At 34.5% G+C, this 14,967-nt stretch carries 14 protein-coding genes; 7 read left to right on the top strand and 7 right to left on the bottom strand.

Going from position 1 to position 14,967, the window contains the following annotated elements; all coding sequences use genetic code 11:
• Both AB6B24_RS09515 and AB6B24_RS09510 read right to left on the bottom strand, forming a co-directional pair.
• On the bottom strand, positions 1–923 hold a 923-nt coding region (locus AB6B24_RS09515; protein WP_311805830.1), incomplete at its 3' end, for a LacI family DNA-binding transcriptional regulator.
• Positions 923–1,732 (bottom strand): Cof-type HAD-IIB family hydrolase, encoded by an 810-nt coding sequence (locus AB6B24_RS09510; RefSeq protein WP_311802829.1) that lies wholly within the window; start codon positions 1,730–1,732, stop codon positions 923–925. The genes AB6B24_RS09510 and AB6B24_RS09515, both read right to left, overlap by 1 nt.
• A gap of 238 nt (positions 1,733–1,970) precedes the next feature.
• Between AB6B24_RS09510 and polA the strand changes: the two genes are divergently transcribed.
• Together polA and AB6B24_RS09500 are read left to right on the top strand one after the other, a co-directional pair.
• A complete protein-coding gene (gene polA / locus AB6B24_RS09505; protein ID WP_311805828.1) occupies positions 1,971–4,604 on the top strand; it encodes a DNA polymerase I in 2,634 nt (877 codons plus the stop codon).
• Positions 4,605–4,964: 360 nt separating this feature from the next.
• Positions 4,965–5,717 carry a tRNA1(Val) (adenine(37)-N6)-methyltransferase gene (locus AB6B24_RS09500; protein ID WP_311806857.1) on the top strand — a complete coding sequence of 251 codons (753 nt, stop codon included), beginning with the start codon at positions 4,965–4,967 and terminating at the stop codon, positions 5,715–5,717.
• Between the two features lie 40 nt (positions 5,718–5,757).
• On the opposite strand, the gene AB6B24_RS09495 is transcribed toward AB6B24_RS09500, so the two are convergent.
• The 5 genes from AB6B24_RS09495 to AB6B24_RS09475 form a co-directional block, all read right to left on the bottom strand.
• Positions 5,758–6,762, bottom strand: a complete 1,005-nt coding sequence (locus tag AB6B24_RS09495) for a hypothetical protein (RefSeq protein WP_311805824.1) — start codon at positions 6,760–6,762, stop codon at positions 5,758–5,760.
• Between the two features lie 139 nt (positions 6,763–6,901).
• Complete coding sequence (locus tag AB6B24_RS09490; RefSeq protein WP_003130579.1) at positions 6,902–7,126, bottom strand: YkuJ family protein; 225 nt, start codon at positions 7,124–7,126, stop codon at positions 6,902–6,904.
• A gap of 107 nt (positions 7,127–7,233) precedes the next feature.
• Positions 7,234–8,574 carry a glycosyltransferase family 4 protein gene (locus tag AB6B24_RS09485; RefSeq protein WP_311805822.1) on the bottom strand — a complete coding sequence of 447 codons (1,341 nt, stop codon included), beginning with the start codon at positions 8,572–8,574 and terminating at the stop codon, positions 7,234–7,236.
• A 125-nt stretch (positions 8,575–8,699) separates the two neighbouring features.
• A complete protein-coding gene (locus AB6B24_RS09480; protein ID WP_311805820.1) occupies positions 8,700–9,698 on the bottom strand; it encodes a glycosyltransferase family 4 protein in 999 nt (332 codons plus the stop codon).
• A 125-nt stretch (positions 9,699–9,823) separates the two neighbouring features.
• The gene (locus AB6B24_RS09475) at positions 9,824–11,050 is read right to left on the bottom strand and encodes a S1C family serine protease (RefSeq protein ID WP_012898631.1); all 1,227 of its coding nucleotides are present in this window, start codon (positions 11,048–11,050) and stop codon (positions 9,824–9,826) included.
• Between the two features lie 375 nt (positions 11,051–11,425).
• Here AB6B24_RS09475 and rlmH point away from each other — a divergent pair, with 375 nt between their 5' ends.
• From rlmH to AB6B24_RS09450, 5 genes are all read left to right on the top strand, one after another.
• The gene (rlmH, locus tag AB6B24_RS09470) at positions 11,426–11,905 is read left to right on the top strand and encodes a 23S rRNA (pseudouridine(1915)-N(3))-methyltransferase RlmH (protein WP_003130585.1); all 480 of its coding nucleotides are present in this window, start codon (positions 11,426–11,428) and stop codon (positions 11,903–11,905) included.
• 18 nt (positions 11,906–11,923) lie between these two features.
• Positions 11,924–12,622, top strand: coding sequence for a DNA alkylation repair protein (locus AB6B24_RS09465; protein WP_311805818.1), 699 nt, complete (start codon positions 11,924–11,926; stop codon positions 12,620–12,622).
• Between the two features lie 94 nt (positions 12,623–12,716).
• Positions 12,717–13,049 (top strand): preprotein translocase subunit YajC, encoded by a 333-nt coding sequence (yajC, locus tag AB6B24_RS09460; RefSeq protein ID WP_003130588.1) that lies wholly within the window; start codon positions 12,717–12,719, stop codon positions 13,047–13,049.
• Positions 13,050–13,424: 375 nt separating this feature from the next.
• Positions 13,425–14,159: an isoprenyl transferase gene (locus tag AB6B24_RS09455; protein ID WP_003130589.1), complete on the top strand. Its 735-nt coding sequence runs from the start codon at positions 13,425–13,427 to the stop codon at positions 14,157–14,159.
• Positions 14,159–14,962: a phosphatidate cytidylyltransferase gene (locus AB6B24_RS09450; protein ID WP_003130590.1), complete on the top strand. Its 804-nt coding sequence runs from the start codon at positions 14,159–14,161 to the stop codon at positions 14,960–14,962. The genes AB6B24_RS09455 and AB6B24_RS09450 overlap by 1 nt, the downstream gene beginning before the upstream one ends.
• Positions 14,963–14,967 lie beyond the last annotated feature (5 nt).

Below are 14,967 nucleotides of genomic sequence, written 5' to 3'. Positions count from 1 at the left end.
TAACGATTTAGAATAAACTCTGATTTAATTGCTAGTTGCTGAATTTCTTTGGAAATAGCCAATTCAAATGCGCAATGTCCTACTTGTTGAAAGTGATTATTTACGGTTGGAATATTGAGAACCTGACCTGATATTAAGGCTTCTTGACCAATAATAACAGGTTTAGGTAATTTTTTTTGTTCAAACCAACGCCAAACATTTGCAGCAATATCATCAGAATTTGCAAATATTGCATCAAATTGTGTAAGTTGGGGCCCCAATTTGTAACCGTCTGCTGAAGATACTGCACCTGTTTTTATTTGTTCATCTCTTACTTTTTCTTCATATATTTCTTTATAGGTTTGGAGAGTAACAGATGTAGTTGGACTTTTATAACGTGCAAAGAGAAACCCAATATTATTACAATTTTGTTCTTGAAGCCATTCTAGGGCTTTGCGATATCCAATTTTTCTTTCTGCATAACTGGCGGCTATTTTTTTACTTTTAGGTTTATGGCATAAAATAATTGGGCCATATTTTTGGTATTTATGAACGGTTTGTTCAGAAACTTCCCTTGAGGTAAAAATCAATGCTTCAAATGCTTTTTTACGGAGTTGTTCTAAGTATTGAATTTCTAGATTTTGGTCATAATTTGAAGGGAGGATGACGATTTTATAACCAGTTTCAAAACTTTTATCCAGAATTCCTTCTAATATTTGCCCAAAAAACGGATGCTTGACGTAGGGGAGGACTACTCCAATATTTTTTGTTGTACCAGCCGATAAATCCTGTGCGATCGCATTGGGAGTATAGTCAAGTTCTTTAGCTAAGTCCAAAATAATTTTGCGTGTTTCTTTTGAAACATAGCCGTTCCCAGAAAGGGCACGAGAGATGGTAGCTTTTGAATAGCCGCTAAGTTTCGATAAATCGGATAAAGAGGTCATTATATCACCTGTTCGTTAATGGTATTAATAGCTGATATTGCTTCAGCAACACCATGTTCAGTATTTTTTGCTACAACCATTTTAACATGTTTTTTGACCTCGGAGTTAGCATTATCTACGGCGATAGCGAGTCCAGCTGATTGGAGAAGTGGAATATCATTATGACCATCACCAATAGCGGCAATTTCCTGAAAGTCTAAATTTTTATTATCAAGTATTGATTGTACAGCGTCGGCTTTTGTTTTATTATTAGATGTAATTTCTAAATACCATTGTCCGCTTTGTTGAAGTGAAATATTGGGGATGTTTAGATTATTTAGTTGAGCTTGAAGTTGTAAGAGTTCTTGAGAATCAAAGACAATCATCATTATTTTATATATTTCTGATTGACCATCAAAGGCTTTGATTTTAGGTTCTATACCTGTTATTGCTTTTTGGATAAAGGTTCCTTTGTCTTGTTTGTTAATGTACCAGTGAGCAAGACTGTACCAATTTAAGCTGACATTGGGAAATTCTGTTGAGATGTAATTTAATAGTTGTGAGACGGTTTCTGAAGCTAGGGGATTTTTATCAATAATTTGTAGTCCAAATTGATTTTGGGTGAAGGTTAGGTTCCCGTTAAAGGCGATTTGAGGGGTTGTGAGTTGTAATTTTTCTACAATATTGCTCATTTCTAAGGGACTGCGGGCTGAAACTAATGTGATTGGAAGGTCACTGTAATAAATAGACCAGTGGTTCGTGTCTGATACACTTCCGTGTGAGTCAAGTAATGTTCCATCCATATCTGTAAAAATGTGTTTAATTTTCATGTGATTAATCTCCTTTGTTTGATTAAGTCTATTTTAAATTATGGAACGCGTTCCATGTCAAGGATTATTGATTATTTATTTTTAAAATAATTGAATGACCATGCTTAAAGTTGAGCAGTTCCAAAAGAAGTGGTGAAAATGTTATAATTTAGTAAAGCTCGTTTTTATGTGTTTTAAGATAATATTTACCTAGATGAATGGATAAAAGTATAGAAATATGGAAGAGATAGGAAATAAAATGGAGAACAAGAACAGACTTTTACTAATTGATGGGTCATCGGTTGCCTTTCGAGCCTTTTTTGCGCTATATAATCAGATAGATCGCTTTAAAGCGCCAAATGGGTTACATACTAATGCTATTTTTGCATTTCATACAATGCTTTCTTCTTTGATGGAACGGATTGAGCCCACACATGTTTTGATTGCATTTGATGTAGGAAAAACAACTTTTCGTACGGAAATGTTTGCTGACTATAAAGGCGGACGTTCAAAAACACCAGATGAATTTCGTGAGCAATTACCTTTTATCAAGGAAATGATTGAGAAATTGGGAATTCGTCATTATGAGTTAGCTAACTATGAGGCTGATGATATTATTGGGACTTTGGACAAAATGGCGGAAGCCCCAGATGTTAATTTTGATGTTACTATTGTGACGGGTGATAAGGATATGATTCAGCTTGTGGATGGAAATACGCGAGTTGAAATTTCTAAGAAGGGTGTTGCTGAGTTTGAGGAGTTTACACCTGATTATCTTTTAGAAAAAATGGGATTGACTCCAGCCCAATTTATTGATTTAAAAGCATTAATGGGCGATTCTTCTGATAATTACCCTGGCGTGACAAAAGTTGGCGAAAAAACTGGTCTTAAACTTTTGCAAGAGTTTGGGTCGCTTGAAAATCTTTATGAAAATGTTGATTCTTTGAAAGCCAGCAAAATGAAAGAAAATCTAATTGCTGACAAAGAAATGGCCTTTTTGTCACAACAATTGGCAACGATAAATACGAAAGCTCCAATTGAAATTGGCTTAGATGATACGCTTTTAAAAGGTAAAAAGGTTGATGAACTTAGTCAATTTTATGATGAAATGGGATTTGCTCAATTCAAAAGTAAATTATTGGCTGAGGCTGGTGGAGAAGTTACTGACGAAAAAGTTGTTGACGAAATTGATTTTGAAATAGTTACTGATGGCTCTATCAGTGAAAAGGTAAATGCTGATGATTTCTTCTATTTGGAAACTTTAGGGGAAAATTATCATCGTGAGCAAATTGTGGCTTTTGCCTGGGGAAATGCTGAGAAAATTTATGTTTCTAAAAATATAGATTTACTGACAAAAATGAAGTTCCCTGAAAATACTTATGATTTCAAGAAAAATCGGGTACTTTTGAGTCACTTGGATATCGAATTACCTTTGGTCAAATTTGATGCAATGCTTGCAAAATATCTAATTTCAACAACAGAAGATAATAAAATTTCGACGATTGCAAGACTTTTCAATAGCGGACATTTGGCAACGGATGAAGAAATTTTTGGCAAAGGTACAAAAATTGCTTTACCTGATGATGCGGTTTTATTTGAACATTTAGCTCGTAAAATTAAAGTGCTTGCCTTGGCCAAAGAAAAAATGATGGCTGAATTGCTTGAAAATGAACAAGAGCATCTTTTGTATGATATGGAATTACCATTGGCAGAAGTTTTAGCAAAAATGGAAATTACAGGGATTGCTGTCAGACAAAATACACTAGAAGAAATTGGTGCGGAAAATGAAGAAAAATTGGCTTCTTTGACGCGCGAAATTTACGACTTGGCTGGTGAAGAATTTAATATTAATTCACCAAAACAGTTGGGTGTGATTTTATTTGAAAAATTACAGCTACCGGTTGGAAAGAAAACAAAAACAGGCTATTCAACGGCAGTGGATGTTTTAGAAGACTTAGCTGCTTTATCTCCCGTTGTAGCAAAAATTTTGGAATATCGTCAAATCAATAAAGTACAATCAACTTACGTGAAAGGTCTGATTCCTCAAATTGCTGATGATGGAAAAATTCATACACGTTATGTTCAAGATTTGACTCAAACTGGACGTCTAAGCTCAGTTGACCCGAATTTACAAAATATTCCTGTTCGACTTGAGGAGGGGCGAAAAATTCGTAAAGCTTTTGTCCCAAGCAAGGATTCGCTTTTATTGAGTTCTGACTATTCACAAATTGAATTGCGGGTTTTGGCACATATTTCTGGGGATGAACATTTAATTGATGCCTTTAAACATGGAGCTGATATCCATACTTCAACGGCTATGCGTGTTTTCGGCATTGAAAAAGCAGAAGATGTGACTGCTAATGATCGTAGAAATGCTAAAGCAGTCAATTTTGGAGTAGTCTATGGAATTTCCGATTTTGGTTTAGCAAGAAATCTTGGAATTACAAGAAAAGATGCTAAAAATTACATTGAAACTTATTTTGAACGTTATCCTGGGATTAAAACCTATATGGAAAATATTGTTCGCGAGGCACGAGACAAAGGCTTTGTTGAAACAATGAGTCACCGTCGTCGTAAGATCCCAGATATTAATGCTCGTAATTTTAATGTTCGTGGTTTTGCAGAACGGACAGCTATTAATTCACCAATTCAAGGTTCGGCAGCTGATATCTTAAAAATTGCGATGATTAATTTGGATAAAGCTTTGAGTGCTCGTGATTTTAAATCAAAATTATTATTGCAAGTACACGATGAAATTATCCTTGATGTTCCTTTAGAGGAATTAGATGAAATTAAAGCCTTGGTAAAACAAACGATGGAAGAAGCAATCGAACTTGCTGTCCCATTAAAAGTGGATGAAAATACTGGTAAGACATGGTATGAAGCTAAATAATAAAGATTATTGATAGAATTAAACCGTTCACTCCTTCACGTTTATTGACAAAAAACAATAAATAAAAACGATAATTAGCTGGGGCTGATTATCGTTTTTTAATGGGTACTGTTAGAAGATGGGTTAGGGGCTATGTTATAACACTCATTGCCCATATCTTCGCTGGATGTGCCCTTTTTCGGATTAGTCGAAAGGCAACCCGTTAAGCCCGATGGGACTTGATTGCCACTAGAACTTGGCAGTTTACTGCCGTAGAGAGTATAGTCAATTCAGCTGACGAAGGTAGCGAAATAGTAATTAGACGGAGAGTCAACAGCACGAAATTTTGTTTCGCCTTACTGGCTGTGTTATAATAAAATTATGGAAAATATCGAATTGAACATGGATGAGAGAATTGATGAAATCGCCAGCAGTGGGGTAAAAATTATTCAAAGCCGAGAGGTTTTTTCTTTTAGCATTGATGCGATTTTGTTGGCTCGATTTCCGCGCTTACCAAAACGGGGTAACATTGTAGATTTATGTGCGGGAAATGGAGCTGTCGGACTTTTTGCGAGTTCTAAAACAAATGCTCAAATTATTGAATTAGAGATTCAAGAACGTTTGGCTGATATGGCAACTCGTTCAATTGAACTCAATGGACTTACTGACAGAATGTCTGTCATTAATGATAATCTTAATCGGGCGCTTGACCATCTTCATACTTCAAGTGCAGATTTGATTTTTTGTAATCCACCTTATTTTAAAGTGGATTCAGATGAAAGTCATTTAAATGAAAGTAAGCATTATACTTTGGCCCGTCATGAATTGACGACAAATCTGGATGAAATTTTTTCTGTCAGTAAAAAATTACTCAAAACAAACGGACATATTGCCATCGTTCATAGACCAGAGCGTTTTTTAGAAATTGTAGACAAAATGCGTGCTAATAATTTGCAACCTAAATGGATTCAATTTGTTTATCCTAAGGCAAATCAACCAGCAAATATTTTATTGATTGATGCGATTAAAGACGGCAAAGAAGGAGGCGAAATTTTCTTACCGCCTTTGATTGTTCATAATGATGACGGAACTTACACTGATGAAATTGATGAAATTTATTATGGAAAACATTAAAAAAGTTACTGACAGAAATTTCTGTCAGTAACTTTTTTAATTAAGCTGCGCTTGCTTGGGTCATTAACTTTTCAATGGCTGCATTTTGCACTTCTTCGAGTGTATTAGTGTCTGTAGCAGCGGGCTCTTTAAGTGTTTCTTTTAGTTTACCACGCGTTGAGGCTAAAGAAATGTCAAGATCAGCATTTGTTTTTTCTTTTGTATTAGAAATACTACCAGTCAGTTTTCCAGTCATTTCATGAGATTTTTTATCTACAGTTAATTTAACAGAAAGTTTGCTGATATCAATATTTTTACTTTCTTTGATTAATCGCTCTGTTTGTTCTTTAGGAATAGAATAAGTAGCACTCAAATTATTGATTAAATCATTGAGGTCAATATCTTTACCAGAAAAATTCACGTTTACTTTATCACCAGATTTAGTAAAATCAGAATTGGGAATCTCTTTATATTGCTTCTCTAAATCAGCTTCACTCATTTTTGAGTTTGATTCAAAAAGTTGTTTAAGCGTTGATTCCCAATTATCTTTAGAAGATTGAACATTTGAATCAAGCGTTTGCGAATCAATGAGTAAGTAAGATTTATCAAGACTGTCAATCATTGCGCCATAGATGGTGGCTACACCACCAGCAGAGCTTGGGATCATTGCCTTATTATTATCATAAAGTGATTTAATGTCTGAACTACTAATATAAAGCCCTTTTTGTGACATCATAAATCCTAAATCATAATCTTTTTTAGCGACTGTCAATTTTCCATCAAGAACCGCAAGTTGGTTAGTCTTATCAAGTCCAATATTAAAATCGAGTCCAGCACCCTTGTTAAAAATCTTATTGAATTCAGAATTATCTCCACCACCATGAATTTTGAATTCATTAACATCAACTTTTACTTTTTGAGCATTATAGTCTTTAGAATTATTCAAGGCAACTGTATCTGAAATAAAGGCCTTTTTGGCCTCATCAGAGTTTTTAGTTGAGCAAGCAGAAAGGGAAAAAACTGCAAGTGCAGCAAGCCCCAGGGACATCCAAATTTTCTTTTTCATAAATATCTCCAATATATTTTATTGATATTCTACTATAAAAAAAGTAAAAGTTCAACAACATTTAAGAAATGTTAGAATTAGGATAAAAAATACTGATGAAAGCTCTTAGGTTTATCCTAATCTTTTCATCAGTAACTTTTTAATAAATCATATCATAAATTTCAATGGCAACAAGGTCGATATCATCGAACAATGAAGCATCTTTTTGTTTAGGATAACGCAAAGCAAAAGCTTCATCTTCTGGACTGTAACTTACAGTAAGCATTACTTCGCCTTCACGTTCAAAATTATAAGTTTCTTTTGGGTCACCACCTTCAACCAAACGGTTTAAGCGATTCATAATTGCTAACAAATGTGATTTCATTTCTTAAAAATTCCTTTCGGTGTTCTGCAAAGCAAAACTCTGTTTTTATAAAATTGTTTTTTACTTCCAATTGTTTTTCAAAGGGACAGTTCTTAGGATTGACCCCATTAGTCCTGTTCTTTGTCCTTATCTATTTTAACATAACTTTGTAGATTTTTGGCAAGTTTACTGGCTTTTCTGGCAAAATATTTTGCTCGAATTTGTTCTCTTTTAAGTGAACGTTTAACAGTAACTGGCATTTGACGAATGGTATCTTCCATTTTCATTGGAAAATGCTCCGCCTCAATAGATTTAAGATTATTGTATTCAATAATGGTGTCAATATAGAAGAGATAAACTTTTTTAGCAAAATTTTCCGCTGAAATTTCATAAAGTTTCTTTTCAAATTTATCTTTATCAATGGGATGTAAATCACGAATTGCCTTTTTGGTAACTTCAGCTAAATCATCATCACCAACGAAGAGTTGTCCAAATTCATCATCGTTAATTAATTCAGACAAATAAGGATTTTTAGCAGCTAAGACTCTTGTCCCTGCTGCCATTGCTTCAAGATAAGTCAAGCCTTGGGTTTCTGAAGTAGAAGCAGAAATGAAGAAGTCAGCAGCTTTATAGTAATAGGCTGTTTTCTCATTTTCAACAGGGCCTGTGAAGACAACTTTATCAGTAAGTTCAAGTTCTTTAACTAATTCTTTAAGATTTTCCGCATACGGGCCATGACCAACGATTACAAGTTTCACGGGAAACTCTTCTAAAATATCTGGTAATGCATGAATCACTGCTTGGATATTTTTTTCAGCCGCAATCCGTGAGAGACTGAGCAACATGATTTCATTTTCTGCAAGACCAAGCTCGACTCTTAATTTTGCTGTTTCTTCAGGTTTAATGTCATCACGTTTAAAACGGTCAATTTCAATTCCTGTTGGAATGACACGTTTAGGAAGAGTGACGCCGTAACTATTGACAGTTTCCAAAACCATTTCACTTGGACAAATAATCGCTTCAGTACCACGCAGGAAATTACGAATAATGTATTTAACCATACTTGGACGGATTAAGCGTCCTTTGGCGATGTAGTAAACATAATCTTCATACTTAGTATGTAAGGTATGAATGACAGGGATGCGTAATTGAGCAGCAACCATTTTACCTAAAATTCCCATTCCAAATTCAGTTTGCGTATGGATGATATCTAAATCATATTCTTTAGCAATTAAATAAGCAGCAAAAACACCTTTGAGGACAATTTTACGTTCTGCTAAGCTCACAAAAGGAATGGATTGCAGCCGAATAATATTTCGTTCGTGGTCCACATCAGCATTTGGATCTGTTGTTGTAAAAATGAAAACCTCATGCCCTAATTTTTCAAGCTCTAGGGCCAAAGTGCGAATACTTGTTGCTACTCCACTGATTTGTGGAAAGTAACTATCTGTAAAAAGTCCAACTCTCATAAATAAATTCCCGTTTATATTTCTGTAAATTTTTTATTTTTTTACTGACAAAAATTTTAGTAAGAAAATTTTACTGACAGCTTGGTCAGCAACTACTTTTTCTTTCTGTCAGTAATTTTTAAAAATTAAAGTTCTAAAGTTTGCTGATAAGCATCAGCTAATTGTTGGGCAACTTTTTCAATTGTCCGACTTTCAGCTACTTGATAAGCCTCTTTTGTCTTGTCAACCTTTCCATCTAAAACATCCTGAAGTTGATTGACAAAACCTTCAACATCTGTTGCCATACTTACACAAGTTGAATCAAGCCAGCCATGATAAACTGGGATGTCTCGAACGACAGTTTTTTGGTGACTAGCAAGTGCTTCAAGAACAACGATTCCTTCAGTTTCTTCTCGAGAAGGGAAAAAGAAGGCATCTGCAGAAGACATGGCTCCTTCAAAAATATCTCCCTTGATATAACCTGGGAAAAGAACATTTTTCGGATGATTTTTCTTAACAATTCGACGAAGCCAACCAGGAATAGTCCAAAGATTTTGATAACCAAACCAAATGAAAGTCACGTCAGGCATTCTTTCAGCAACTTTAATAAAATCATCTATCCCTTTACGTTTAAAATAAAGGGCAGCTGTCACGACAACTTTTTGGTCAGCTTTTAGTGAAAAATATTCACGGAAGGCTTGCTCTTTGGCTTCACTTCGAGAATATTTAGTCAAATCAATTCCGTTTGAAATAGGTAAGATTGGACATTTAATCCCGTAAGAACGGAGCAAACTAGCAGAATAATCAGTTGGTGTAATGACTAAATCAGCAGCACGATAAAAGTGCATTAAATATTGTTTAAAGAAAGGAGCAGCAATATTTGAGCCAATAAAGGAATTTTGAAAATCTTCTTTGGTCGAATGACCATGAAAGATTACTTTTTTTCCAGCTTTTTTTGCTTTCTTTAACATTTTCCAACTGCTAAAGCCATAAGTATTTAAATGGAGGATATCATAATCATCCTCAGGATTTTTTGTCCAGTCAATGCCCATTAAATCAAGGGCGCGTTGTTGATGTTTCATTGCACGACCAATTCCTGAATGACTCAAAAATTGTTCGGCTTCTAAGTAAAGTAAAATTTTCATGCTTAACTTTATTTTACCATAAATCAATAAAAGAAAAATGGAAATTTATTATTTTTAAAAATTTCAGACTTTAGTATGAAAAAAGCCTTCTATTTACAGAAGACTTTTATTAAATTATTAAGTTATTAATTAGAAGAAGATGAACTGCTTGTTTCTAAGTCACTGGTTGATTTAGAAAGTTTAACATCTGCTGTATTTGATTTACCATCACGATAATAAGTAACTTTTACTGTATCATTGATATTGTGTGAGTAAAGAGCACTTTGCAAGTCTGTTGAAGAAGTTACTGCTGTATCGCCAACCTTTGTAATTACATCTCCAGCTTTCAAACCAGCTGAGGCAGCAGGAAGTCCAGATTGGACGGAGTAAACAACAACCCCACCTGTTACACTGCTTGGTAATTTCAATTGAGAACTGTCATTTGTTGATAATTGTGAAAGGTCAACCATTCGGATACCTAAAGCAGGGCGTGAAATCTTACCATCAGCTTCAAGTTTATTAATGATATTTACGACATCATTAGAAGGAATCGCAAATCCTAAACCTTCGACAGAAGTAGAACCGTCTTCAGTTGTTGTAATTTTACTTTGAGTAATTCCAATAACTTGTCCTTCAATATTAATCAAAGCCCCTCCAGAGTTACCAGGGTTAATGGCAGCATCTGTTTGAATTGCATTGATATTAGTTGTTTGACCATTTTCTTGGGTCAAAGTCACTTGACGGCTTGTTGCAGATAAAATTCCTTCAGTTGCGGTATTAGCAAATTGACTACCTAAAGGTGAGCCAACGGCAATGGCAGGTTCACCAATTGTTAATTTACTAGAATCAGCGAATGTCGCCACATCTTTGACATGTTCAGAACTGATTTTAAGAACAGCAAGGTCTGTGTATTCATCATAACCAACCACAGAAGCTTTGACTTTTTGTCCACCAGAAAGCAGAACATCAAGTGAGCTATTACCAGCAATAACGTGGTAGTTAGTTACAACGTAGGCATCTCCACCAGATTTTTTGTAGATGACACCAGAGCCTTCACTAGAAAGCTGTAAGCCATCAGTCGATGAACTTGAACCGCTATTTCCACCAAAAATTGAACTGAAGTCACTACTTTGTGAGTTATCTTTTTGATAATTCATAACAGAAACGACAGAATTTGAAACTTTTTTAATTGCAGAGGTAACATCAGTATTGACATTTACCGAAACGTTACTAACCTTTGTACTAGTTGTATTTGAACGACTATTATTTGCCGATTGATTTGTAGTGCTTTGATAGATTGCACTTCCTCCAAGTGCGATGGCTCCGCCCACGACACCTGTTAATAGCAATTTTCCTATATTAGCTTTTGCCATAAATAATTCCTTTCAATTATTACTCTTTGTAGCATTTCTATGATGTAATTATATCTACTCTCACTTAATAATACCTTAATAGTAACAAAAATCAAACTAATATAGTTTCTCCACATTTTTGTGGATAATCTAAAAATTAATGAGGATAAGTGGATATTTTAATAAAGTTTTCCACAGAAAAGTGGAAAAAAGTAAAAAAATGTTGATAAATCATGTTTTCATCTTGTTTTCAATGGGGGAAAAGGGTAAAATTATAAAATAAATTTAAGAATTTATAAATGTTTTTATTCTTGAAAGTGTAAAAGTAATCAAAAAACTGGGGAAAAGTTGTTAATTTTTAAGTAATAAAGTTTTAATTTAGAGGGAAAAATAAAAATGAAGATTAAATTAGTAGTTGTTGGAAAACTTAAAGAAAAGTATTTAAAAGATGGAATTGCTGAATATGTTAAACGAATGGGAACGATGCTGCCACTTGAAATTATTGAGCTAGCAGATGAAAAAATTCCAGATAATGCTTCCGAAAAAGAAGCAGAGGCATTGAAAAAACGTGAAGGTGAGAAAATTTTATCACGGATTCAAGCAGGAGATCAGTTAGCGATTTTAGCCATTCAAGGAAAATTAATGTCATCAGAGGAAGTGGCTGATTTTGTGAAGAAAGCTGAAGTTTACGGAACAGGAAATCTTGTTTTTGTAATTGGAGGCTCTTTAGGACTTTCAAAGGAAGTCTATCAACGAAGTGATTTGCAAATTTCTTTTGGGCGAATGACACTTCCTCATCAACTGATGCGTCTGGTTTTAGTAGAACAAATTTATCGGGCACAAATGATTAATCGAGGTTCGGCTTATCATAAGTAAAAATTTGAAAGGAATGAAATGATTAATATTATAGAAGAGTTCCGCCAATATAAGAATGAAGAAAATGCTGAAAAACAAGCAGCATATTTGCGTCACCAGTTTGAATTTATTGGTTTAAAAACGCCAGAAAGACGTCTTTTGGCAAAAGATTTTCTAAAGGAAAAAAAGGGAGATAAGCAAATTGATTGGGAGCTTGTTTTTGAATTTTGGAATTTGCCTGAGCGTGAATTTCAATATCTGGCTTTAGATTATCTTCATCAAATGAAGAAATGGCTTATTTTTGATGACATGGAAAAGATAAAAAAATTGACTGTCAGTAAATCATGGTGGGATACGGTTGATGCTTTAGATGAATTAATTGGTCATCTTTTACTGACAGGTCGTAAACAAGCGACCGAAAATGACTCAACTGCTTATGAACAGGTCAAGACTCTCGTAAAAGAATGGGCTCAAGCCGAAAATTTTTGGGTTCGACGAATTGCAATTGACTGTCAATTAAGCTTTAAAAATCAAACAGATTTAGAATTACTTTCATATAATATTGAAAAAAATCTTTTAGGAAGTTCTTTTGCTGATGAATTTTTTATTACGAAAGCAATAGGTTGGGCTTTGCGAGATTTGGCAAAAACAAATTCTGCTTGGGTCATAAAATTTATTGAAGAACATGAAAATAAAATGGCGAAACTTTCAATTCGAGAAGCAAGTAAACATCTCTAAAGCCTGATTTGACAGAGTTTTCAAACTATGATAGAATAAGAAGAATGTTCGAAAATGAACTTAAATTTGAATAAAACTTATAAAGGAGACAGAAATGTCAGGCTTATCTCTTATTTTTATCGTTGTCGTTATGGGTGGGATGATGTTCTTCATGAACCGTCAACAAAAGAAACAACAATCTAAACGCCAAGAACAATTGGATGCAATGCAACCAGGTTCAGAAATCGTAACAATTGGTGGATTGCACGGAATTCTTTCAAGCATTGATTCAGCAAAAGGAACAATTGAACTTGATTGTGAAGGTGTGATTTTGACTTTCGACCGTGCAGCCGTAAAAACTGTTAAAAGTGGTGTAACACCAGAAACAACTGTTGTTGAAGAAACACCGGCCGAAACAAAAGTGGAAAGCCCAATTGAAGAAAACTAATCTCTTTTCTACATTTAATGAGAAAATAGATTTAATTTATTTTCCTGTCAGTTACTGACAGGATTTTTTTATAAAATATTTTACTGACAGATTTATCTGTCAGTTGATTTTAGCAAATAGAATAACTTATGATTACTGACCAATAAAATTTGAGATACAAATCTATATTAAAATATGGTAAAATGGAAAAGTAATACTGTCTTTTTTGAAAAAAACAGTAGAGAAAGTTTTTGAATAAATTGATAAAGAAAAAAATAAGAAGAAGAAGAGAATTTCTTTCTTAGAGTCTTTGGTGTAAAAAAACTTTAATAACCAAAGAGCATAATGGTGAATTTATGATAAATATTTTTGCATAAAATTCTCATGTGAGGTACTATGTTTAATAACTTAAAAAATAAAGAGCAAGAAGAATTACTTCCAGAGCATATCGGAATTATCATGGATGGTAATGGACGATGGGCTAAGCAGAAAGGGAAACCACGAATCTTTGGACACAAAGCAGGAATGGATTCGCTAAAAGATGTTGCTGTTCATGGTGCGAGACGTGGCATAAAAGTGATGACCGTTTATGCTTTTTCCACAGAAAATTGGACAAGACCAGTTGATGAAGTGAAATTCATCATGAGTTTACCTATCGATTTTTATAGTAAATATGTTCCAGTTTTAAAAGAAGAAAATATACAGATTCGGATGATTGGTGAACGCGAAGGTTTGCCAAAAGCAACGTTAGATTCAATTGACCGTGCGGCTCAAGAAACTTCTGAAAATGACGGAATGATTTTGAATTTTGCAATGAATTATGGTGGCCGTCGTGATATTATTTTAGCCATTCAAGAGCTTGCTAAAAGTGGTCAGGATTTAAGTTTACTGACAGAAGAAGAGTTGTCAAAACATCTACAAACCGCTGTTTTGCCTGAAAATCTTCGGGATCCAGACTTGATTATCAGAACATCTGGTGAACAAAGAATGTCTAATTTCTTGACTTGGCAGTCAGCTTATAGTGAATTATATTTTGCGCAAACTGCTTGGCCAGATTTCGATGATAAAGAATTGGACAAGGCTATTTCTGCTTTTCAAAAGCGTGACCGCAGATATGGAGGAGTCAAATAATGATGCAACGAATTATCACAGGAGTGGTTGCGGGAGGAATATTTTTAGCCCTCTTGCTTCTTGGAGGAGCTTACTTTCAAATTTTAGTCGCTCTGCTTGTTATTATTGCAATGCAAGAGCTATTTAGAATGTATAAATTACAAGTTTTTTCATTTGAAGGAATTTTAGCGACTTTAGCTGCTTTGTCACTTGCTTTGCCAGTCGGTAAACATTGGTTAGGTCTAAATGCTGACGGGGGAGTGATGCTCTTTACACTCTTTTTATTCATGATGTTAACAGGAATGGTCCTTTCAAACGGGAAATATTCTTTTGTTGATGTTGGTTTTCCTTTTCTTTCGGCTTTCTATGTAGGGATTGGTTTTCAAAATTTACTGACAGCACGTCAAACAAGTGTTTATATTGTCTTTTTAGCTCTATTTATCGTTTGGGCGACAGATATCGGGGCCTATGCTTTTGGTCGCTCGCTTAAAGACCGCTTTCCACAAAAACTTTTGCCATCTGTTTCACCAAATAAAACAGTGGTCGGTTCAGTTGGAGGAATTGTTTCAGCCGTTGTTGTTGCCTTAGTCATGTATTTCTTATTTACTAAGGAATTGCCGCAAATTGGCTTTGTGAAACTTGTTATCTTTACAATTATCTTTTCAGTGGTTGGTCAGATTGGTGACCTTGTGGAATCAAGTATTAAACGTCACTTTGGCGTAAAAGATTCAGGTAAAATTTTACCAGGTCATGGTGGAATTCTTGACCGCTTTGACAATTTAATTTTTGTTTTCCCGATTATGCATCTACTTGGACTATTCTAATTTTA

The organism is Lactococcus sp. AK05 (genome assembly GCF_041026685.1).
GTDB classification, from domain to species: domain Bacteria; phylum Bacillota; class Bacilli; order Lactobacillales; family Streptococcaceae; genus Lactococcus; species Lactococcus lactis.
This window is presented reverse-complemented; position numbering and strand designations above follow the sequence as displayed.